Origin of the sequence: Pararhodobacter sp. CCB-MM2 (genome assembly GCF_001691415.1) — a bacterium.
Taxonomy (GTDB): Bacteria; Pseudomonadota; Alphaproteobacteria; order Rhodobacterales; family Rhodobacteraceae; genus Pararhodobacter.
The window spans coordinates 26173-46693 of record NZ_LRRR01000003.1; the positions used below are offsets into that span (position 1 = coordinate 26173).

The following is a 20521-nucleotide window of genomic DNA, read 5'->3' on the forward strand; positions in this document are numbered from 1 at the left end:
GACTGGCTGGGATAGAACGTCCAGTTTGAGGATATTCCGATGGTCCAGTCCGACGCCACGCGGCTCGGTGCCCGCGCGATCTACGAGAGCCTGCGCGACCAGATCCGCGCCGGGACCTATGCCACCGGCGCCGCACTGCCCTCGTCCCGCGGGCTGGCGGTGGAACTGGGCGTGTCGCGCGGGACGGTCTCGACGGCCATCGAGCAGCTGGCGGCCGAGGGCTTCGTCGAGGTCTCGCAAGGCGCGCGACCCCGTGTCGCGCCCTTGCCCGTCGCCGCGAACCCCTCGCCCGAGCCTGCCACGCCCGCCGCGCCACCCCGCCTGTCACCCTACGGGCAGGCCCTGTCCGCGCTGCCCTCCTGGCGCGATTACCAGCCGTCCCGCGCGCCCTATGCCTTCCGTTACGGTGACCTCTCGCCCGGGGATTTCCCGGCGCAGGCGTGGAAACGGGCCATCGGCACCGAACTCGCCCGCCGCCCGACGCGGCTGGCCTATGAGGACCCGCGCGGTTCGCTGCGGCTGCGGCGGGCGTTGCAGGGCTATCTCTGGCGCGCGCGGACCCTGCGTTGTGACGCCGACCAGATCCTCATCGTCAACGGCTCGCAGCAGGGGCTCGACCTCTGCGCGCGGCTGCTTCTGGGCCCCGGCGATCGCTTCGTGATCGAGGAGCCGGGCTATCGCATGGCCCGCATGGTCTTCGGCGCGACCGGCGCGCAGGCGCTGCCGGTGCCGGTCGATGCCGACGGGATGCGGACCGAGGGGCTGGCCGGCCTCGACGCGCGGCTCGCCTATCTCACGCCGTCGCACCAATTCCCCTTGGGTGGCGTCATGCCGGTCGGGCGGCGCCAGCAGCTTCTGGACTGGGCGCGGGCACAGGATGCCGTGGTGATCGAGGACGATTACGACAGCGAATATCGCTATGACATCCGGCCGGTGCCGCCGTTGCACGGGCTCGATACGCGGGCGAGGGTGGTCTATCTCGGCACGATCTCGAAGACCCTCTCGCCGACGATGCGGCTGGGCTATCTGGTCGTGCCGACCGAGCTGGTCCATGCCTTCGTGACCGCCAAGCAATTCGCCGACCGGCATACCTCCTTGCTGGAGCAGGAGGCGCTGGCCAGCCTCATCGAGGACGGCGGCTACGAGCGGCATATCCGCCGGGTGCGCCGGGCCAATGCGCAGCGGCGGGCGGCCCTGCTGCAGGCACTGACCGAGGTTTTCGGCGATCGCGTCGAGGTCGAGGGCGCGCAGGCCGGGCTGCATCTGGTCGTCTGGTTCCGCGATCTGCGCCCTGATCAGCGCGACTCCGTCATCGCGCAGGCCTTGGCGCGGGGCGTCGGCCTCTATCCCGTCGATCCGCATTACGCCGCGCCGGAGGGGCCGCAGTGTGCTGGGTTCCTCATGGGCTACGCCTCGCTCGATCCCGCGCGGATCGCGAAGGGCATCCGGCTTCTGGGCGAGGTTCTGGCCCAGCTGGACCAGCATAGGGGCGCGTAACTGGCGCTATCCTGCGGGCCAGTTGTCGGGCATGCTGGCCCAAATGATCCTGCAGGAAGACCCGATGCGCTGGACTGGAACCTTGTTGAACATCCATATCGCCCCGGCGGCCTCGTATGAGATGGAAGAGCTGGCCGAGGCGCAGCTCGAAGCCGGGCGCGGCATTGTCGGCGACCGCTACTACCTCGGCACCGGCACCTATTCCGCCCGGCCGGATGTGCGGGAGGTGACGCTGATCGAGGCCGAGGTGCTGGAGGCCATCGCCATCGGCGAGCCGCAGATCCCCGGCTTCAAAGGGGAGCTTTTGCCCGAGGATCACCGTCGCAACCTGACCACCCGCGGCGTGCCGCTGAACCATCTGGTCGGCAAGCGCTTCCGGGTCGGGGAGTGCGTGCTCTACGCGGCGCGGATGAATTTTCCCTGCAAATACATCGAAGAACTCTTGCAGATGCCGGGGCTCTATGAGGGGCTGTTGAACCGCTCGGGCCTCAATTGCGCGATCGAGGTCGGCGGCGTGATCCGGCCCGGCGATGCGATCCTGCCGATGGAGGGTTGAGCGATGGCCGCTCCTCGCCTGATCATGAAACTACGCGTCGCGGCCCTGCGCCCGACCGGCGGCGAGACGCTGGTCGTGGAGTTCCAGCATCCCCGCAAGCCGCAGCTTCCGGCCTTCACCCCCGGCGCCCATGTCGACCTGCATCTGCCCGACGGCAAGGTGCGGCAATACTCGCTCTGCGGCGATCCGGCGGACCGGAGCCGCTATGTCATCGCCATCAAGCGCGAGGCGCAGGGCGCGGTGTCGGGCTGGCTGCATGACCATCTGCGCGAGGGGATGATCCTGCCGGTCTCGGCCCCGCGCAACCATTTCCCGATGCAGCCGACCGAGGGGCCGGTGACGCTGGTCGCTGCCGGGATCGGCATCACGCCGGTGCTGTCCATGGCCCGCGCGCTCGGCGCCGAGGGCCGTCCCTTCGCGCTGCATTACGTCGCCCCAAGCCGCGCTTCGGCGCCGCTGTTGGACGACCTTGAAGCCCTGTGCCCGGAAGGCAGTCTGCACCTGCATCTGCGCGAGGAAACCGGCGCCCGCCCCGACCTTGAGGCGCTTTTGGCCACGCCTGCTAAGGGCGCTCAGCTCTATCATTGCGGGCCTGCGGGTTTCATGGCCGCGGTCGAGGCTGCCACCCGGCATTGGCCCGAAGGCTCGGTCCATTCCGAGGCCTTCCAGCCGCCCGACCTCGGCCCGCCGCAGCCCTTCACCCTGCGTCTGAAGGATGGCCGGGAATTGCCCGTCGCGGCCAATGAGACCGCGCTTCAGGTCCTGCGCGCCGCCGGGGTGCCGCTGATGGCGTCCTGCGAGAACGGGCTCTGCGGCAGTTGCGAATGCGGCTGGAGCGCGGGCATGCCCCTGCACCGCGACCGCGTTCTGTCGCCCGAGGCCCGGAGCCGCCGCTTCATCCCCTGCGTCTCGCGCGCGGAAGGGGTGATCGCCCTCGACCTCTGACCCTTCCGACCTGAGACCTCCATGCCCGTCATCCCCCAGATCGCGCCCGAGATCATCGCGCGTCACCCCGATTTCCACGCGGCCAGCCTCACCATCCGGGGCGCCGCAATCGCCGCCCCTGAGAGCCCCGAGCTTGCGGCTCTTCTCGCGCAGGCGGAAGCGTCCCTTGAGGCCGACGACCCCGTACGCGAGGCGCATCTCCTCGCCTGGGACGCGCCCTATCGCGGCTTCGGCGCGAAGCCGAACCGGACGCTGCCCTCGGCTACTGCGCTGCTCAAACGCAGCCGCAAGGACGGCGCGCTGCCGCGGATCTCGCCTCTGGTCGATGCCTACAACGCCGTCAGCGTCCTGCACGGCATCCCGGTCGGCGGCGAGGATCTGGCGCTCTATCAAGGCGCGCCCCGGCTGGTGATCGCCGAGGGGAGTGAGCCCTTCGACACCGTCCAGAACGGCGAGGCGGTGGTCGAGACGCCTGAGGCGGGCGAGGTCGTCTGGCGTGACGATCACGGCGTGACCTGCCGGCGCTGGAACTGGCGGCAGGGGCGTCGCACGATGATCACCGAGGCCTCGCGCGATCTGTGGCTGGTGCTGGAGGCGCTGGGGCCGATGCCAGCGGGGCGCCTTGCCGAGGCGGCCGGGCAACTGGCGGGCGTCATCGCCGCGCTTTGCCCCGAGGCCGTGATCGAGCGGCACCGGCTCGACGCCACCGGTTTCCAGCCGCTGGCCTGACATGTCCCGACCCGCCCTCTCAGCCAAGACACGCCCCGAGATCCTGCACCGCGCGATGACCGAGATCGGCCTCGCCACTCCGGTCACGCCGACCAAGGATCAGATCCACGCGACGCAGTTTCCCTCCCTGCTGTGTCACGGACCGGAGGGCCAATAGACCCTCGCCGGCCAAGTCACCCGGGCCAATCCGCATTGGCGCGTGGCCGAGGGGGCGCGGCAGTCGAAACTCTCTGAACAGACCTCCCGCCAAGGATCGCCGGAGAGAGCAACGGACGCAGTGCCAAGCACGTTCACCGGACACCCAGCCTGCTGACGCCCATCCCTCAGGGCAAGGATGAGGCTCTGTTCTCCGCCCACGCCGGTGCCCCAGCGCGATGCGATCTGTCGCTCCCTGTTCTGTTGTGTGGGTTCAGGCACCCGCACAGTTCTACGCGTTCAAGCGGGACTGTGCCTGTCCCTGCGGACGAGGATCATCTACCGCGGAGGCAGGACCGGAAGGATGAGACAATGGATGGCCGAACGGCAGGCTGGGGGAGCGGGCTCCTCGGCGTGATCATATTCAGCGGCTCCTTGCCGGCGACACGGGTTGCTGTCGGAGGGTTCTCGCCGTTGTTCCTGACCTCAGCCCGAGCGGTCATCGCGGCGATCATCGGGATCCTGCTCCTTGCCGCGCTTCGTCAGAAACGGCCAGAGCACCGTGATGTCGTACCACTCTGCATCGTCGCCCTTGGCGTGGTGATCGGTTTCCCATTGCTGACGGCCTTGGCGCTGCAACACATAACCTCGGCCCATTCGATCGTGTTCATCGGCCTTCTGCCCCTTGCCACCGCATTTTTCGGCGTCTTGCGCGGCGGCGAACGTCCGCGCCCGGCCTTTTGGCTGTTCTCTGGTGTGGGAAGCCTCTCCGTGGTTCTGTTCGCTCTTACACACGGTGGAGAGGCGTCGCTGATCGGCGATCTGTTGATGCTGGCCGCGATCCTCGCCTGCGGGTTGGGCTATGCCGAAGGGGCGACGCTATCGCGCAGGCTCGGCGGCTGGCAGGTGATTTCATGGGCACTGGTCGTTTCGCTTCCCTTGATGGCGCTGCTGGCTGCCGTCAGCCTGCCGCAGACGTGGAGCGGGATCACCGGAGCGCAATGGGCGAGCCTTGGCTATGTGTCGCTCTTCAGCATGCTGATCGGCTTTGTCTTCTGGTATCGCGGTCTGGCTCTCGGTGGCATCGCCGGCGTCGGCCAGCTTCAGCTTCTTCAACCGTTCTTCGGCCTTGCCCTTGCTGCGCTTCTTCTGGGGGAACCGGTCGCTTGGTCCATGATGATCGTGACGGCGCTCGTCGTCGGCTGCGTCGCCGGTGCGAAACGTTTCGCCGGATGAGGTTTGGTCGGCCCGCCGCGTCACGGGCGGCGGCGCGGATCACCGTCCCGTCAGACGCGCTCTCGCAGGTTGACCGGATCGGGGGGCTGACCTACCCTCCTCATACACGATTTTTGACGACCCCTTTTCCACCAGTGATTGCGTAGCCCGCCTTTTCATCGCGGGATCGTTGTCGGTTCCCAGATCTGCCGGTTTTCTCCCGGCGCGGCCCGTCGCATTTTCGACCGACCGTCTGAAGCCCAACCATCCTGTCCGGCCTCGGCCACCGCCTTGCGGGGCGACCGCGATCCTCAATGCGCCCGCGCGACAGGCGGGGCCCGGAGGATAGAATGCAGACCACGGCGATTCTCGTGGTGATCACGATCCTGACGCTGATCGGCGATTACAGCATCAAGCTTGCGTCCAACCATGCCTCGGGCCTGAAAGCCCCGGCCTTTTTCATCGGAGCTTTGCTCTACGGCATCCCGGCCATCGGCTGGTTCTTCCTGATGCGCACCCATTCCTTGGCCGAGATCGGCGTGTTCTATTCCGCCGCCACGCTGATCCTGCTGGCCGGGCTGGGCTTCTTCGTCTTCCGCGAGCCGCTGGGCTGGCGCGAGATCCTCGGGCTGGTTCTGGCATTGGCCGCGGTTCTGGTGATGCAATCCGGCCCGCGCGCCTGATCCTCACCCAACGAAAAGGCGCGCCCCGTTGCCGGTGGCGCGCCCTCCTTGCTCCGGTCCAGCCGGATTACTTGTCGTTCAGGTCCGGCTGCGGGGCGGACTGCGGGGCGAGCTGCGCCTCGGCCCCGATCAGCAGCACTTCCACGCGGCGGTTCTGCTGGCGTCCGGCGTCGGTGTCATTGGTGGCAACCGGGCGGGATTCGCCGTGGCCGCGCATCTCCATCACGCCCGACGACACCCCTCGCGCCATCAGCGCCTCGGCGACCGAACGGGCACGGGCTGCCGACAGGTCGAGGTTATAGGCATCCGTCCCCTGCGCATCGGTATGGCCTTCGACCACCACGCGCTGCACCTGACGCGAGAGGATGGCCTGCGCCAGACGATCCACCGCACGGCGGGCCTCAGGGCGCAGGGCATCGCTGTCGAAGTCGAACAGCAGGGAGGCGTCCAGCACCAGACGGGCACTGGCACCGATCGCGCCGACCGCGTCGATATCCGCACCGGGAGTCGAGCCCGAGCATTGGATGCCATCATCGATCAGGCGGACATAGCGATAGGCCTCCCCCGGCGCGGCATAGGGCGCGATATCAATGGTCGAGGTCGAGCCCTCGACCGCCCCGACGCTGAGCCAGTTGCGGCCATCGACCGAGATCTCGACGGCGGTGCCTTCCACATCCGGGCCGATCTCGAAAATGAACAGGTCCGGCCCCGGGACATTGATCAACGTGTTGTCGTCGAAGCGATAGGTCACGACACCGCCGCAACCCAGCGTGACATAGCCGCTGTTGCCGCTGGAGCTGTAGTCCGGCGCATGCAGCCCTTCCTCGGGGTTGCGGGCATTGGCGTTGCCGATGCTGCTGCCGGGCTGGTAATCCACCACCGCATCCGCGAACGAGATCAGGCCGGCCGGGAAGTCCACCATATTGCCGCGCGTGTCCTCATACTGCACCGCGCCCTCCTCCGGGATCACGAGGCCGTCGTCCTGCGGCTCGGGCATTGGTTCGGGCGCCGGCGCCGGCGGCTCCTCCCGCGCGACCGAGCCGATGGCCCCAATCGCATCGAGATCCGCGCCCGGCCAATCGCCGCTGCACTGGACGGCGTCGTCGACGAGACGGACGTAGCGATACTGCGCGCCCGGTGCCCCCCGACCCGCCAGATCGATCGACGCCGTGGCGCCGCGTACCTCACCCAACTCCAGCCAATCGTTGCCGTCGGCCGAGACGGCAACCGAGGTCCCCTCGACATCGGGGCCAACCTCGAAGATCCACAGATCGGGGCCGTCGACATCGACAAGCGCATTGTCGTCAAAGGCCAGGATCAGGGTCCCGCCGCAGCCCATGGTGACAAAGCCACTGTGGTCCGCAGCCACGTAATCGGGCAGACCGATGATCGCCTCGGGCACCGTGGCGTCGGTGCGGCGAATGTTCCCCTCGGGCGCGTAGCGGATCACACGGTCGACGAAGGACCGCTCGCCCAGCGGGAAGACCACGTCGTTCCCCCGGCTGTCAGTCACCGTGACCGGGGTTTGCGCCAGCGCGGGGGCAGAGGCCGTGACGGCGACCAAGGCAGTGGCCATGGCAAGTTTCGGCAGACAAGAACGCATCGAAAAAATTCCTTCCGGTAAAAAGCCGCTTTCCCATTAGTCGCAAGGGCGGGGATTCGGTTCAACCGTCGCGTCGAAAATCCCTGACACATCGGGCCGCTAGGCAGCACCGCGCCCCGTGGCCAAGGCCTTTCCCTGCTCGAAAAAGCCCGTTATCCCTTTCGATAAAGGCCCTGCACGACTGGCCACAGCAAGGATGACCCGCATGGATTTCAAAGCCCTCTTCATGGGTCTCGCCTTTGCCTTCATGTGGTCCTCGGCCTTTACCTCGGCGCGGATGATCGTCGCGGACGCGCCGCCGCTCTATTCGCTGTCGTTCCGCTTCCTGATCTCGGGTCTGATCGGCGTCGCCATCGCCCGGATGCTGGGCGAGACGTGGAACCTCACCCGCGGCCAGTGGCGCGCGACGATCATCTTCGGCCTGTGCCAGAACGCCGCCTACCTGGGCCTCAACTTCATCGCCATGCAATGGATCGAGGCCTCGGCCGCCGCGATCATCGCCTCGACCCTGCCGCTGATGGTGGCGGCGGCGGGCTTCCTGTTCCTCGGCGACAAGCTGAAGCCCCTGGCCATCGCCGGCCTCGTCGCGGGGTTCGGCGGGGTGATCCTGATCATGGGCGCGCGCTTCGGCGGCGGGCTGGACCCCGTGGGCGTCGGCCTTTGCGTACTGGCAGCGATGGCGCTGACCGTGGCGACGCTGGCCCTGCGCGGGGCATCCTCGGGCGGGAACGTGATGATGGTGGTGGGCCTGCAGATGCTGGTCGGCGCCGCCGCGCTGATCGGCCCCGCGCTGGCCTTCGAGAGCTTCGACGTCACCTGGACCCCGCGCCTGATCCTCGCCTTCCTCTATACCACGCTGGTGCCCGGCCTCGCCGCGACCTGGGTCTGGTTCAAGCTGGTGCAGCGCATCGGCGCGGTGCGGGGCGCGACCTTCCACTTCCTCAATCCGTTCTTCGGTGTGGCCATCGCCGCGGCGCTGCTGGGTGAGGGTCTGGGCCTGACCGATGTCATCGGCGTGGCGATCATCATGGCGGGGATCTTGGCGGTGCAGCTGTCCAAGGCCCCGCCGCGCACTACCTGAGCGCCATGACCAAGCTGCCCCGCTACGCCCGCCGCCATCGCACCCCGCCCGGAAGCCCTCCGGGTACGCTGCAGGTCGACCCCGAGGCCCGCGCCAGCCGGGTCCATGCCTTCCGGTTCAACGCCGATGGCGTGACCGAGGCCGACGAGATCCTCGATTGTGAGCCGGGTTCGGTGCTGTGGCTGAACGTGGACGGGCTGGGAGACGGCGCGCTGCTGTCCCGCATTGCCGAGCGTTTCGGCCTGCATCCCTTGGCGATGGAGGATGTGGTCTCCACCCATCAGCGGCCCAAGTCCGAGGAATACGAGGCGCATCATTTCATCGTCCTGCGCATGCCCGACCGCGTGCAGGAGGAAGGCGCCGACCGCATCAACACCGAGCAGGTCGCGATCTTCCTCGGCGATGGCTATGTCATCACCTTTCAGGAAAAGCCCGGCGATGTCTTTGACCCGGTGCGCACCCGCCTGCGCAACCCCTTGGGCCAGATGCGCAAGCGGGAGGCGGATTACCTCTGCTATGCGCTGATCGACGCGCTGATCGACGCCTATTTCCCGGTGCTGGAGGGGCTGGGCGACCAGCTGGAGGCGCTGGAGGACGACATCGTCTACGAAACCGCACCCGTCGAGATGCCGCAGATCCATGCGCTGAAGCGCGAGTTGATGAGCGTTCGCGGGGCCGTCGCGCCGATGAAGGACGTGGTCGGCACCCTGCAGCGCGAGGAGACGCAGCGCTTTTCCGACAACACCCGGCTCTATCTGCGCGACGTGCAGGACCACATCGTCCAGCTGATCGAGACCGGGCAGACCTATCGCGAGGTGGCGACGGGGCTGACGGATCTGCTGCTCTCCAGCCAGTCGAACCGCTCGAACGAGGTGATGCAGGTCCTGACGCTGATCGCGACGATCTTCATCCCGCTGACCTTCGTCGCCGGCGTCTATGGCATGAATTTCGACTACATGCCCGAGCTGCACTGGAAATGGAGCTACCCGGTGGTGATGGCCGCGATGGCGATCATGGCCGTGGTGCTGACCATCTGGTTCTACCGCAAGGGCTGGCTGGGGCGCCGCTGCAAATAGCCGCGCCCCCCATCGGGGATCTTATCGCCGCATGCGTTGCAGCAGCGCCAGCGAGACATAGCCATCGGGCGCGAGGCCATTCTGCGCCTGCCAATCACGCACCGCCGACAGGGTGCCCGAGCCGACCCGCCCGTCGATATCCCCCTCGTAATGCCCGGCGCGCGACAGGAGGCGTTGCAGCTCCTCACGCTCGTCTCGCGACAGCGGGCGGTCGTCGCGCGGCCAGCTGCCGACGAAATCCCCGGCCCCGCGCATCCGGTCGGCCAGATGGCCGATGGCGATCGCATAGGCATCGGCGTTGTTATAGCGCTTGATCACCCGGAAGTTCTGGAACGCCAGCAACGCCGGCCCGTTCGATCCTGCCGGGAACAGCAGCGTCGCCTCGCCCGAGCGCGGCAGCGTCTGCCCGCGCTGCGGCGTCACGCCCAGCCGGGTCCATTCGCCCACATCGCGGCTGGTATTGGCCAGACGCGGGTTGAAGTTCGACGGAATGCGGACCTCGACCCCCCAGGGCTGTCCACGCTGCCAACCGTGGCGCGACAGATAGGCCGCAGTCGAGGCCAGCGCATCGGTCGGATCGTCCGACCAGATGTCGCGCCGCCCGTCGCCGCGGAAGTCGACGGCATATTCCAGATAGCTGGTGGGGATGAACTGCGTATGCCCCATCGCCCCGGCCCAGCTGCCGACCATGTGGCGGGCGTCCACGTCCCCCGACTGGATGATCCGCAGGGCGCCGATCAACTGTTCCTCGTAGAAATCCGCCCGGCGGGACGAGATCGCCAAGGTCGACAGCGAGCGGATGATCGGGTTGCGCCCGCGCAGTTGCCCATACGAGCTTTCCAGCCCCCAGACCGCCACCACGACCTCGCGCTCGACGCCGAAGCGGGCCTCGATGGCCTCCAGCGTGGTGCGATACTCGCGCAGCATGCGCTGGCCGTTGTCGATCCGCGATTGCGAGACGGCGCTGTCCAGATAGGCCCAGATCGGGCGGCTGAACTCGGGCTGATGCGCCTCGCGCTGCAGGATCTCAGGGTCCGGGGTCACGCCCGAGAACGCCGTATCGAACACCCGTGCCGAAATCCCCTCACGCAGGGCGCGGGCCCGGAAGGTCGTGCGCCAGCGGTCGAACTCGACATTGCCGCTGGCCGACAGGCCGCGCGCGCTCGACGACGCGCCGGCGCGCAGGCTGGTCGGACGCGACGCCGGACGGCGCGACGCCTCGGGCGCCAGCGCGGCGATGCGGATCGCCTCGCGCGTGCCGAGGCCGGGCGTGGTTTCGGGCGTGGTGGCCGCGCGTGTGGGCGCGACGGCGACGGGGGTGGTTGCACTGAAACCGGGCCGGGACATCGGACGCGGCGAGCGCTCGACATTGGCGAGCGACGCGGCCGGAAGGCACAGCGCGGCAATCAGCCAGATAAATCCGGCGGGGCGTTTCATGGCGAACCTGCTCTGTTCTGTCATTGTTTTGACGGAACCATAGCGCAAACTCGCCTTTGACGAAAGCGGCTGGCCGTCAGGTGAGCGGAACCACGCAATCACAGATCCGCAATTTCACATGGGTGCCGATCGCATGCTGCTGCCCGGGACCCGAGATCACCAGCAGACATTCCTCGCCATCCTGCACCCAGTAGATCTGGTCATGCCCGCGGAATTCGCGCCCGACGATGGTCGCCGTGCCGCTGGGGTCTTCGTCCAGCATGATCTGCTCGGGCCGGACGGCCAGCGTCACGGCACCGTTGGCGGCGCGGGTCATCGGCAGGTCGCCGAAGGCCGTCTGCACCGTCGTGCCATTCGCCGTACCGGTCAGGAAGTTCGACCGGCCGATGAAGTTCGCGACGAATTCGCTGACCGGGTTGCGGTAGATCTCGTCCGGCGTGCCGACCTGCACCACGCGGCCGCCGTCCATCACCGCGATGCGGTCAGCCAGCGCCAGCGCCTCTTCCTGATCATGCGTGACCAGCACCCCGGCCGAGCCGGTTTCCTTCAGCAAGCGGCGGACCTCCTGCCGGGTTTCCACCCGCATCTTGGCATCGAGGTTCGAGAACGGCTCATCGAGCAGGATCAGCTTCGGCGCCACCGCCAGTGCACGGGCCAAAGCCACGCGCTGCTGCTGGCCGCCCGACAACTGGTGCGGGCGCCGCTTGCCCAAGGTGCCAAGGCCCACCAGATCCAGCATCTCCTGCGCGCGGGCGTTGGCCTGGGCCCGCGGGAGTTTGCGCAGGCCGAACTTCACGTTGTCCAAGACCGACAGATGCGGGAACAGCGCGTAATCCTGAAACACGAAGCCGATGCCCCGCGCTTCGGGCGGGAGGGTGGTGATGTCGCGCCCTTCGAAGGTGATGGAGCCCTCGTCGGGATGCTCGAACCCGCCGATCATCCGCAGGGTCGTCGTCTTGCCGCAACCCGACGGGCCCAGCAGCGCCAGCAGCTCACCCTCGCCCAAAGCCAGCGAGACGCGCTCGACCGCCGGGTGTTCGGCATGCGGGAAGCTCTTGCGCAGGCGGTCCACCTCCAGCAGCGGCTTCGACGGCCGCTGGCGATAGCCCAGCGGCGAAGCCTCGGCCGGCATGCGGAAAGTGAGGGTCTTGGGCAGTTGGTTCATCGGCACACCGGGCCTTCCGGCCAATTCCTACCGTTGCGCTGGGTATTGACTGGGCCTAGTCCCGAGGGACCCGCTTGTCAATTTGCTTTGAGGCCGCGGGAAACGCCGCGTAATTTGACCAATTGGTCAAGGCCGCCGCTTGCACGACAGGGCCTGCCCGCGCATAATGCCGCCTTCCCCGCAACCGGATTCCCCCTCATGTCGCTTGAAAGAAACGCCGGAACGCCGCTGACGACCGACTGGTTCGACCGCGTGCAGATCAACCGTCCCGCCGCCGAGCGCCGGGCGGCCAGCCTGCTCGCCCGCCGCAGCGTGAAGAAGGAACATCAGGCCGCTTGGCTGGTGAACGCCATCCGCTGCATGGACCTGACGACGCTGGCCGGTGACGATACCGAGGATCGCGTGGCCCGCCTTTGCGCCAAGGCCCGCCGCCCGCTGGCCGATTCCATCGCCGAGGGGCTGGGCCTGACCGAGATGCCGAAGACCGGCGCGGTCTGCGTCTATCCGACGATGGTGGGTGCCGCGAAACGCGCGCTGTCGAACAGCGGGATTCCGGTGGCCTCGGTCGCGACGGGCTTTCCGGCGGGTCTGATGCCCCTCGACCTGCGGCTGGCCGAGATCCGCTATGCCGTCGACCAAGGCGCGGACGAGATCGACATCGTCATCACCCGCGCCCATGTGTTCCAGGGCGAATGGAATGCGCTTTATGACGAGATCGCCGCCATGCGCGAAGCCTGCGGCGAGGCGCATATGAAGGCGATCCTCGCGACCGGCGATCTGGTGACGCTGACCAATGTCTACCACGCCTCGATGGTGGCGATGCAGGCGGGCGCGGATTTCATCAAGACCTCGACCGGCAAGGAGGGCGTCAACGCGACGATCCCCGTCTCGCTGACGATGGTGCGCGCGCTGCGGGATTATGGCGAGCGGACCGGCGTGAAGATCGGCTTCAAGCCCGCCGGCGGGATGAAGACCGGCAAGGACGCGATCAGCTGGCAGGTTCTGATGAAGGAAGAGATGGGTCAGGACTGGCTGCAGCCCGATCTGTTCCGCTTCGGCGCCTCGTCGATGCTGGCCGATATCGAGCGTCAGCTCGAGCATTATCTCACCGGGCGCTATGCCGCCTCGCACCGCCACGCCATCGCCTGAGGTCGTCATGCCCACTGTAACGGAAGCCCTCTCGATGATGGATTACGGCCCCGCCCCCGAATCCGCCGCCGTGGCGATGGACTGGCTGAAAGGCCGCGCCTTCGGCCATTTCATCAACGGCAGTTTCACCAAGCCGGGCGAGACTTTCGCCGTCACCAACCCCGCCACCGGGGCCGAGCTTGCGCAGGTCACCCAAGGCTCTGACGCCGACGTGGCCGAGGCGGTGAAGGCCGCGCGCTCGGCCGCGAAGGGCTGGGCCAAGCTGTCCGGCGGCCAACGCGCCCGGCATCTCTATGCGCTGGCGCGGCTTATGCAGAAGCGTGAGCGGCTGTTCGCGGTGCTGGAGACCTTGGACAACGGCAAGCCGATCCGCGAATCGCGGGATATCGACGTGCCGCTGGCCGTGCGCCATTTCTATCACCACGCCGGCTGGGCCGAGCTTCTGGCCGATGAATTCCCGGGGATGCGCCCGCATGGCGTCTGCGGGCAGATCATCCCGTGGAACTTCCCGCTGCTGATGCTCGCATGGAAGGTCGCGCCCGCCTTGGCCGCCGGCAACACCGTCGTGCTGAAACCCGCCGAATTCACCCCGCTGACCGCGCTGCTGTTCGCCGAGCTCTGCGTCGAGGCCGGGCTGCCGAAGGGCGTCGTCAACATCGTCACCGGCGACGGGCACACCGGCGCAGCTTTGGTCGCGGCCGAGGTGGACAAGATCGCCTTCACCGGCTCGACCGAGGTCGGCCGCCTGATCCGCCGCCAGACCGCCGGCACCGGCAAGGCGCTGACGCTGGAGCTGGGCGGCAAATCCCCCTTCATCGTCTTCGCCGAGGCTGATCTGGACGCCGCGGTCGAGGGCGTCGTCGATGCGATCTGGTTCAACCAGGGCGAGGTCTGCTGCGCCGGTTCGCGCATTCTGGTGCAGGAGCAGGTCGCCGAGAAATTCACCCAGCGCCTGAAAGCCCGCATGGCCAAGCTGCGCGTCGGCGATCCCTTGGACAAGTCCACGGATGTCGGCGCGGTGGTGCATTCCACGCAGCTGGAGCGTATCCGCGGCCTCGTCGACAAGGCCGTGCAACAGGGCGCCGTGCTGCATCAGGCCCCGGTGCCGAACGGGCCCGGCAGCTTCTGCGCGCCGACCCTGCTGACCGATCTGGGGGCGGCCAACATCGCCAATACCGAGGAGATCTTCGGTCCGGTCGTCACTCTCATGACCTTCCGCACCCCCGGCGAGGCGGTGGAGCTGGCGAACAACACGCGCTACGGCCTTGCCGCGTCGATCTGGTCGGAAAACCTGACGACCGCGCTGGACATCGCATCGCAGGTGAAAGCCGGCGTCGTCTGGATCAACGGCACCAACATGTTCGACGCCAATGCCCCCTTCGGCGGGATGCGCGAATCGGGCTTTGGCCGTGAGGGCGCGCGTGAGGGGATGCTGGCCTACCTCACCTCGGACGAGGCCTCGGGCAAGGAGCGCAAGGCACCGGACGCCCTGTCGGCCCTGCCCGCCGCGAACAGCGGCGATGCGGTGGACCGGACGCGCAAGCTTTACATCGGCGGCGGGCAGAAGCGCCCGGACGGCGGCTATTCCTATGCCGTCGCGGGGGCACAGGTCCCGCTCGGCGGGCGCAAGGACATCCGCAACGCGGTCGAGGCGGCCCACGCGGCCAAGGGCTGGTCCAAGGTCACCGGCCACAACCGCGCGCAGGTGCTGTATTTCCTCGCCGAGAACCTGCAGGCGCGCGCCAAGGACTTCGCCCCCAAGGACGAGGTCGCGCAGGCGGTGGAACGTACCTTCTACTGGGCAGCTTGGGCGGATAAATACGACGGCAAGGTCCATTCCACGACCGGCCCGAATGTCACGCTGGCGATGAAGGAACCCTTCGGCGTCATGGGTGTGATCTGCCCCGAGGAAGCGCCGCTTCTGGGCTTCGTCTCGACCGTGCTGCCGGCGATCGCCATGGGTAACCGGGTCATCGCCGTGCCCTCGCAGGCGAACCCGGTGCCGGCGCTGGACCTGTATCAGGTGCTCGATACCTCGGACGTGCCGGGCGGAGTGGTGAACATCGTCACTGGCCCGCGCGGGGAGTTGGCCGATACGCTGGCCAAGCATGATGACGTGGCCGCACTCTGGGTCTTTGCCGACCCCGAGACCTGCCAGAATGCCGAGGTGCAGTCAGCCGGCAACCTCAAGCCCGTCTGGGCCGAGAACCGGGCGCGTGACTGGGCGGGCAAGGCCGGCCAATCGCGCGACTTCCTGCGCCGTTCGGTGCAGGTGAAGACGGTCTGGGTGCCCTACGGCGCCTGATTTCCACAACGAGATCAACGCAAAGCGCGCGGCCCCACGGGTCGCGCGCTTTGTCATTCAGGGTGCTATCTGTCAGGCCGCGCAGTGTCGCGCCAGAGCCCTCCGGTCCTCGATGGTGGACAAGACCAACGCCACGCCCATGCCGATCACCACGCCGAGGAAGGTGTCCAGCACCCTCTCAGTCGCCAAAGCGCCAGCCTCGGCCTGTGGGCTGGCGAGCGCCATCATCAGCAGGGCCATCGGCGTGATCAGCACCTGCCCGAAGGCGTAGTTCGCGCCGATCACTAACTCGGTTGCGACCTGCAAGGCCACCAGCAACAGGATGACCCCGACGATGCCGGGATCGGAGGCGAGGCAGACCCAAGCCACGCCCGCGCCGAAAAGCGTGCCGACCATCCGCTGCATTGCCCGGTTCAGCGACAGGTGCAGATGCGTACCCTGCAGCACCACCTGCGCACCCATCGCTGCCCAGCCGGGATGGTCCATGCCCGCCGCGTGGCTGACCAGCATGGCCAAGGCCGTCCCGACCGCAACGCGCAGGGCGATCATCCGGCGGGCGGGCAACGGCATGGGTGCCTCGGGCTGCGCGGGCGCGGGGCGCAGCCAGTCGGTCGACAGCACCACCGCCAGCGCCAACAGGGCGACCGCGGCGGTGGCCGCGCCACGCTCCAGCACCTCAAGCCCCGAGGTGACCGGCATCATCCCCGCGCTGCCGGCGAAGACGAAGATCAAGGCACCCGGCGGGCCGAAGGGCGCACTGGTGCTGGCGAAGAAGAACAGCCCGGCCATCACCGCCAAGGCCAAGAGCTGCCCCCAGACCGGGACGCCCAGCCAGGTGAGGGTCGACATGCCGGCGATGGCGCTGACCTGCAGCCCTCCGGCGGCCAGAACAACCCAGCCGCGCTGCCGGTGCGTTACGCCGCGACCGAACAAGGCGACCAAGGCCCCAAGCGCCGCGAAGCCAACCAGCGAGGCCCAGGGCGAGGCCAGAACGGCTAGCAAGGCCAGCGCGGTGGTGATCCCCGCCTGCGCCGAGATCAGCAGCGGCACCGCCAGCCGCGGTTGCCGGGCCACCGCCGCGGACTGCCGCAGGTGCATCGGGTGCATCAGGTGGCGAAGGCTCTCGATCCGGCGCGGGGCATGGGTCGCGGTCATGCGTTCTCTCCGTTGCGGGCGTGGTCTTCCAGCTGGTCGATCCGGGCGTCGATGGCATCGAAACCCTGCATCAGGGCCTCGATCGTAGTGTCGGGGAGGTCGGCCAGCATCGCGGCCTCGGCTTCGGCCAGAAGGCCCTGCAGCTCGGCGACGCGTTGTTCGCCGGCGGGGGTCAGATGGATCAGCCGGGCGCGGCCGTCGTTGGGGTCACGGCGCCGTTCGATCAACCCGTCGCGGACATGGATGTCGATCACCCGCACCAGCGTCGAGCTGTCGATGCCGACGCGGTAGGCCAGATCCTTCTGGGTAATTCCCCCGCCGATTACGCTGACATGGATCAGAGGCACCCAAGTCGCGTCCGTCAAGCCAAGCTTGGCCAGCTGGGCATCTACATGGCGGCGCCAGCGGCGGGCCAGCATCGAAAAACGCAGGCCAAAGGTCAGTCGGGAGGGGGAATCGGTCTGGGTCATGCCCCAAATCTAGGCAAATATAGTTTGATTTGCAAATCAAACTATATTGCAGCGACTGCATAGCCGCCCTGCAGAACGAAAAAAGGCCGGGGAAAACCCCGGCCCTTTCAGAGACTTGCGCGTAGATCAGTCGAGCGTCCGCTCGACAGTGGTGCGCTCGAAGATCTCGATGACATCGCCGGCGCGGATGTCGTCGTAGTTCTCGAAGGCCATACCGCATTCCTGACCCGAGATGACTTCCTTCACCTCGTCCTTGAAGCGCTTCAGCGTCTTCAGCGTGCCTTCGTGGATCACCACGTTCTCACGCAGCAGACGCACGCCGGCCGAACGACGGGCAACGCCCTCGGTGACCAAGCAGCCTGCGACCTTGCCGACGCCGGTGACCTTGAAGACCTCCTTGATCGACGCGTAGCCGATGAAGTTCTCGCGGACCTCGTCCTTCAGCAGGCCCGAAGCGGCCGCTTTGATGTCGTCGATCAGGTCGTAGATGATCGAGTAGTAGCGGATCTCGACGCCCTTTTGCTGGGCCGAGTTCCGGGCCGTCGCATTGGCACGGACGTTGAAGGCGATGATCGGCGCGCCCGAGGCTTCCGACAGGCCGACATCCGAATCCGTGACCGCGCCGACACCGTAGTGCAGCACGCGGACGCGCACTTCCTCGTTGCCGACCTTCTCCAGCGCCTGAACGATGGCCTCGGCAGAACCCTGCACGTCGGCCTTCACCAGCACCGGCAGCTCGGCCACATCCAGATCGGCTTTGGCCTTCGCCATCAGCTGTTCCAGCGTGGTCGCGGCACCGGCAGCGGCGCGCTTTTCCTTCGCGGCATGCGCGCGGTAATCGGCGATCTCACGGGCCTGGGCTTCGGTCTCGACCACGTTCAGCACGTCACCGGCTTCCGGCGTACCGTTCAGGCCCAGAACCTCGACCGGGACCGAGGGACCGGCTTCGTCGACGCGGTTGCCCTTGTCGTCGATCAGCGCACGGACCTTGCCCCACTGCTCGCCGACGACGAAGATGTCGCCGCGCTTCAGCGTTCCGTTCTGCACCAGAACCGTCGCGACCGGACCACGGCCCACGTCGAGCTTGGCTTCGATCACCGCACCTTGGGCCGCCCGCTTCGGGTTGGCCTTCAGTTCGAGGATCTCGGCCTGCAGCGCGATGGCTTCCAGCAGGGTGTCGAGACCCTTGCCGGTCAGCGCCGAGACTTCGACGTCCTGCACGTCGCCGCCCATCTGCTCGACCACGACTTCGTGCTGGAGCAGGCTGGTGCGCACGCGGTGCGGATCGGCCGAGGGCTTGTCGCATTTGTTGATCGCCACGATCATCGGCACGCCGGCCGCTTTCGCGTGGTTCAGCGCCTCGATGGTCTGCGGCATGACCGCGTCATCGGCCGCCACGACCAGCACCACGATATCCGTCACCTGAGCGCCACGAGCGCGCATCGAGGTGAAGGCCGCGTGGCCCGGAGTATCGAGGAAGCTGAGGACAGCGCCCGATTCCGTCGTCACCTGATAGGCACCGATGTGCTGGGTGATGCCGCCAGCCTCGCCCGAGACCACGTTGGTCTTGCGGATGGCGTCCAGCAGCGAGGTCTTGCCGTGGTCGACGTGGCCCATGATCGTGATGATCGGCGGACGCGACGACAGATCTTCGGCCTTGTCCTCGACGGTGTCGATCACCTGTTCCACGTCAGCATCCGACACGCGGACCGCACGGTGGCCGAATTCCTCGATCACCAGTTCGGCAGTATCGGCGTCGATGACCTGGTTCATCGCAACCATCATGCCCATTTTCATGAGCGCCTTGACGACGTCGGCAGCACGCTCGGCCATGCGGTTGGCGAGCTCCTGGACAACGATGGTCTCGGGCAGCTGCACGTCGCGCGACTGCTTCTCGGCCTTGTTGCCCATGCCCATCGCCTTGGCGCGGGCCTTTTCCTGCTTCCGCTTCATCGCGGCCAGCGAGCGCTGACGCCCGCCTTCGCCACCGTCCAGCGCGGCGTTCAGGGTCAGCTTGCCTGCGCGACGGTTGCCGCCGGCATCATTCTTCTTGCCACGCGAATCACGGTCGTCGCGTTCACGGTCGGTCTTGCGCGGGGTCGGCGTGCCGCCACCCGGACGCGCCGCAGCGCGCTCGGCCGGCGAGGCGCGTTCCACGCCGGCGTTGGCCGGGCGGTTCGCAGGCGCATCCTCACGCGTCTTTTCTTCCCGAGGAGCAGCCTTGCGCGCAGCAGCTTCAGCCGCGGCTTTTTCAGCCTCGGCGGCCTTGCGGGCCTCTTCCTCTTCCTTGGCCTTGCGGGCCTCTTCGCGTTCGCGCTCTTCGCGCTCCTTGGCCTCGATCTCGGCCCGGCGGCGTTCGCGCTCTTCTTCGCGCTGGCGCTCGTCCTCGGCACGCTGCGCGGCCTCCTCGGCCTCACGGGCCTTGGCGGCGCGCACCGCGGCGAGGCGGCGCTCCATCTCGGCATCCGAGATCCCGGCGGGGCGCCGCGAGGCGCCGCCAGCCGATGCGGGCTTGGAAGAAGACGAGTCGCCGGAAGACGCGGAGCCGGGCTTCGGCACCACAACACGCTTGCGCTTCGTTTCAACCACAACCGCCTTGGTCCGCCCGTGGCTGAAGCTCTGCTTCACCTGACCGGGGGTCGAGCCGCCACGCAGCCCAAGGGGTTTCTTGCCGTCAGTATCGCTCATGCGTCTCGTCAATCCTCTCCGATGGCATCGGTACCATCGTTCTGCCCGCGCAAACGCGCGAGTTTCGCCGCTTCCTCTACTACACGTGCAGACAGACCGCCAGCGGCAAGCGCGGCATGTATCACATGTTCACGGCCGAAAGCCAAACCGATTTCCCCTGCGCTCAAACAGCCGATGTAACTGTCCTCGCCGTCAGGGGCTCTCAGCTTGGTTTTGCCCCGTGCGGACCCGTCCGAGGCCTGTATCAGGACCTCCGCCGACTCCGTATTCAACCAGTCGCGCACCTTCTCATAGCCCGCGACGGCTTGTCCTGCCTTGCGGCCCAGCGCGAGCAATTCGATCACCCGCCGGGTCTGCAAGTCATGGACCAGATCTTCCAGTCCTTCGGGCACCGTCACCGGGGCCCGGGCCGCGCGGGCGAAGAGCTTCCGCTTCGCCGCCTGCGCGATGGCCGCCCGATCGGCCGAGACATAGATCCCGCGGCCCGGCAGCTTGCCCTCGATATCGGGCACGATGCCGGCGTCGGGACCGACCACGAAGCGGATCAGCCCACCTTTAGGCTGCACCTCTCCGGTGACGATGCAGCGACGATCGGGGCCGTCGCTGTCTTTGGCACGCCCGCCCCGGGTCAT

At 67.5% G+C, this 20521-nt stretch carries 18 protein-coding genes; 11 read left to right on the top strand and 7 right to left on the bottom strand.

All coding sequences use genetic code 11. The annotated features are described in order from the left end of the window. Positions 1–39 precede the first annotated feature (39 nt). From BCY78_RS05030 to BCY78_RS05055, 7 genes are all read left to right on the top strand, one after another. Complete coding sequence (locus BCY78_RS05030; protein ID WP_068298752.1) at positions 40–1497, top strand: PLP-dependent aminotransferase family protein; 1458 nt, start codon at positions 40–42, stop codon at positions 1495–1497. Between the two features lie 31 nt (positions 1498–1528). Beyond that, complete coding sequence (locus tag BCY78_RS05035) at positions 1529–2053, top strand: MOSC domain-containing protein (protein WP_199523112.1); 525 nt, start codon at positions 1529–1531, stop codon at positions 2051–2053. A 3-nt stretch (positions 2054–2056) separates the two neighbouring features. Further along, on the top strand, positions 2057–2998 hold the full coding sequence (locus tag BCY78_RS05040; RefSeq protein ID WP_068298754.1) for a PDR/VanB family oxidoreductase: 942 nt from the start codon (positions 2057–2059) through the stop codon (positions 2996–2998). A gap of 21 nt (positions 2999–3019) precedes the next feature. After that, the gene (locus BCY78_RS05045) at positions 3020–3727 is read left to right on the top strand and encodes a B3/4 domain-containing protein (RefSeq protein ID WP_068298755.1); all 708 of its coding nucleotides are present in this window, start codon (positions 3020–3022) and stop codon (positions 3725–3727) included. Position 3728: 1 nt separating this feature from the next. After that, positions 3729–3884, top strand: a complete 156-nt coding sequence (locus BCY78_RS25525; protein ID WP_158515901.1) for a hypothetical protein — start codon at positions 3729–3731, stop codon at positions 3882–3884. A gap of 350 nt (positions 3885–4234) precedes the next feature. Then, on the top strand, positions 4235–5098 hold the full coding sequence (locus BCY78_RS05050) for a DMT family transporter (protein ID WP_068298756.1): 864 nt from the start codon (positions 4235–4237) through the stop codon (positions 5096–5098). A 329-nt stretch (positions 5099–5427) separates the two neighbouring features. Continuing rightward, positions 5428–5760 carry a hypothetical protein gene (locus BCY78_RS05055; protein WP_083194833.1) on the top strand — a complete coding sequence of 111 codons (333 nt, stop codon included), beginning with the start codon at positions 5428–5430 and terminating at the stop codon, positions 5758–5760. A 67-nt stretch (positions 5761–5827) separates the two neighbouring features. On the opposite strand, the gene BCY78_RS05060 is transcribed toward BCY78_RS05055, so the two are convergent. Next, positions 5828–7336, bottom strand: coding sequence for an OmpA family protein (locus tag BCY78_RS05060; RefSeq protein ID WP_158515902.1), 1509 nt, complete (start codon positions 7334–7336; stop codon positions 5828–5830). Positions 7337–7568: 232 nt separating this feature from the next. On the opposite strand from BCY78_RS05060, the gene BCY78_RS05065 reads away from it, so the two are divergent. Both BCY78_RS05065 and corA read left to right on the top strand, forming a co-directional pair. Beyond that, on the top strand, positions 7569–8444 hold the full coding sequence (locus BCY78_RS05065) for a DMT family transporter (protein ID WP_068298761.1): 876 nt from the start codon (positions 7569–7571) through the stop codon (positions 8442–8444). Positions 8445–8449: 5 nt separating this feature from the next. Then, on the top strand, positions 8450–9520 hold the full coding sequence (corA, locus tag BCY78_RS05070; protein WP_068298764.1) for a magnesium/cobalt transporter CorA: 1071 nt from the start codon (positions 8450–8452) through the stop codon (positions 9518–9520). Between the two features lie 21 nt (positions 9521–9541). Here the strand turns inward: corA and BCY78_RS05075 are convergent, their stop codons facing one another. Both BCY78_RS05075 and BCY78_RS05080 read right to left on the bottom strand, forming a co-directional pair. Beyond that, complete coding sequence (locus BCY78_RS05075; protein WP_083194834.1) at positions 9542–10957, bottom strand: lytic murein transglycosylase; 1416 nt, start codon at positions 10955–10957, stop codon at positions 9542–9544. Between the two features lie 76 nt (positions 10958–11033). Then, a complete protein-coding gene (locus tag BCY78_RS05080; RefSeq protein ID WP_199523113.1) occupies positions 11034–12122 on the bottom strand; it encodes an ABC transporter ATP-binding protein in 1089 nt (362 codons plus the stop codon). A 198-nt stretch (positions 12123–12320) separates the two neighbouring features. On the opposite strand from BCY78_RS05080, the gene deoC reads away from it, so the two are divergent. Then, complete coding sequence (gene deoC, locus BCY78_RS05085; protein WP_068298767.1) at positions 12321–13271, top strand: deoxyribose-phosphate aldolase; 951 nt, start codon at positions 12321–12323, stop codon at positions 13269–13271. Between the two features lie 7 nt (positions 13272–13278). After that, the gene (locus BCY78_RS05090; RefSeq protein WP_068298768.1) at positions 13279–15576 is read left to right on the top strand and encodes an aldehyde dehydrogenase family protein; all 2298 of its coding nucleotides are present in this window, start codon (positions 13279–13281) and stop codon (positions 15574–15576) included. Positions 15577–15648: 72 nt separating this feature from the next. On the opposite strand, the gene BCY78_RS05095 is transcribed toward BCY78_RS05090, so the two are convergent. From BCY78_RS05095 to BCY78_RS05110, 4 genes are all read right to left on the bottom strand, one after another. After that, positions 15649–16731, bottom strand: coding sequence for an FUSC family protein (locus BCY78_RS05095; protein ID WP_068298769.1), 1083 nt, complete (start codon positions 16729–16731; stop codon positions 15649–15651). After that, entirely contained in the window at positions 16728–17201 is a 474-nt protein-coding gene (locus BCY78_RS05100; protein ID WP_068298771.1) for a MarR family winged helix-turn-helix transcriptional regulator, read from the bottom strand. The genes BCY78_RS05095 and BCY78_RS05100 overlap by 4 nt, the downstream gene beginning before the upstream one ends. Before the next feature lie 126 nt (positions 17202–17327). Beyond that, positions 17328–19889, bottom strand: a complete 2562-nt coding sequence (infB, locus tag BCY78_RS05105; protein WP_068298773.1) for a translation initiation factor IF-2 — start codon at positions 19887–19889, stop codon at positions 17328–17330. 8 nt (positions 19890–19897) lie between these two features. Beyond that, positions 19898–20521, bottom strand: coding sequence for an RNA-binding protein (locus BCY78_RS05110; protein ID WP_068298776.1), 624 nt, complete (start codon positions 20519–20521; stop codon positions 19898–19900).

Coding starts and splice junctions, on each gene's coding strand:
- BCY78_RS05030 (WP_068298752.1), top strand. CDS start 40: ATGGTCCAGTCCGACGCCACGCGGCTCGGTGCCCGCGCGATCTACGAG.
- BCY78_RS05035 (WP_199523112.1), top strand. CDS start 1,529: ATGCTGGCCCAAATGATCCTGCAGGAAGACCCGATGCGCTGGACTGGA.
- BCY78_RS05040 (WP_068298754.1), top strand. CDS start 2,057: ATGGCCGCTCCTCGCCTGATCATGAAACTACGCGTCGCGGCCCTGCGC.
- BCY78_RS05045 (WP_068298755.1), top strand. CDS start 3,020: ATGCCCGTCATCCCCCAGATCGCGCCCGAGATCATCGCGCGTCACCCC.
- BCY78_RS25525 (WP_158515901.1), top strand. CDS start 3,729: ATGTCCCGACCCGCCCTCTCAGCCAAGACACGCCCCGAGATCCTGCAC.
- BCY78_RS05050 (WP_068298756.1), top strand. CDS start 4,235: ATGGATGGCCGAACGGCAGGCTGGGGGAGCGGGCTCCTCGGCGTGATC.
- BCY78_RS05055 (WP_083194833.1), top strand. CDS start 5,428: ATGCAGACCACGGCGATTCTCGTGGTGATCACGATCCTGACGCTGATC.
- BCY78_RS05060 (WP_158515902.1), bottom strand. CDS start 7,336: ATGGCCACTGCCTTGGTCGCCGTCACGGCCTCTGCCCCCGCGCTGGCG.
- BCY78_RS05065 (WP_068298761.1), top strand. CDS start 7,569: ATGGATTTCAAAGCCCTCTTCATGGGTCTCGCCTTTGCCTTCATGTGG.
- corA (WP_068298764.1), top strand. CDS start 8,450: ATGACCAAGCTGCCCCGCTACGCCCGCCGCCATCGCACCCCGCCCGGA.
- BCY78_RS05075 (WP_083194834.1), bottom strand. CDS start 10,957: ATGAAACGCCCCGCCGGATTTATCTGGCTGATTGCCGCGCTGTGCCTT.
- BCY78_RS05080 (WP_199523113.1), bottom strand. CDS start 12,122: ATGAACCAACTGCCCAAGACCCTCACTTTCCGCATGCCGGCCGAGGCT.
- deoC (WP_068298767.1), top strand. CDS start 12,321: ATGTCGCTTGAAAGAAACGCCGGAACGCCGCTGACGACCGACTGGTTC.
- BCY78_RS05090 (WP_068298768.1), top strand. CDS start 13,279: ATGCCCACTGTAACGGAAGCCCTCTCGATGATGGATTACGGCCCCGCC.
- BCY78_RS05095 (WP_068298769.1), bottom strand. CDS start 16,731: ATGACCGCGACCCATGCCCCGCGCCGGATCGAGAGCCTTCGCCACCTG.
- BCY78_RS05100 (WP_068298771.1), bottom strand. CDS start 17,201: ATGACCCAGACCGATTCCCCCTCCCGACTGACCTTTGGCCTGCGTTTT.
- infB (WP_068298773.1), bottom strand. CDS start 19,889: ATGAGCGATACTGACGGCAAGAAACCCCTTGGGCTGCGTGGCGGCTCG.
- BCY78_RS05110 (WP_068298776.1), bottom strand. CDS start 20,521: ATGACCCGGGGCGGGCGTGCCAAAGACAGCGACGGCCCCGATCGTCGC.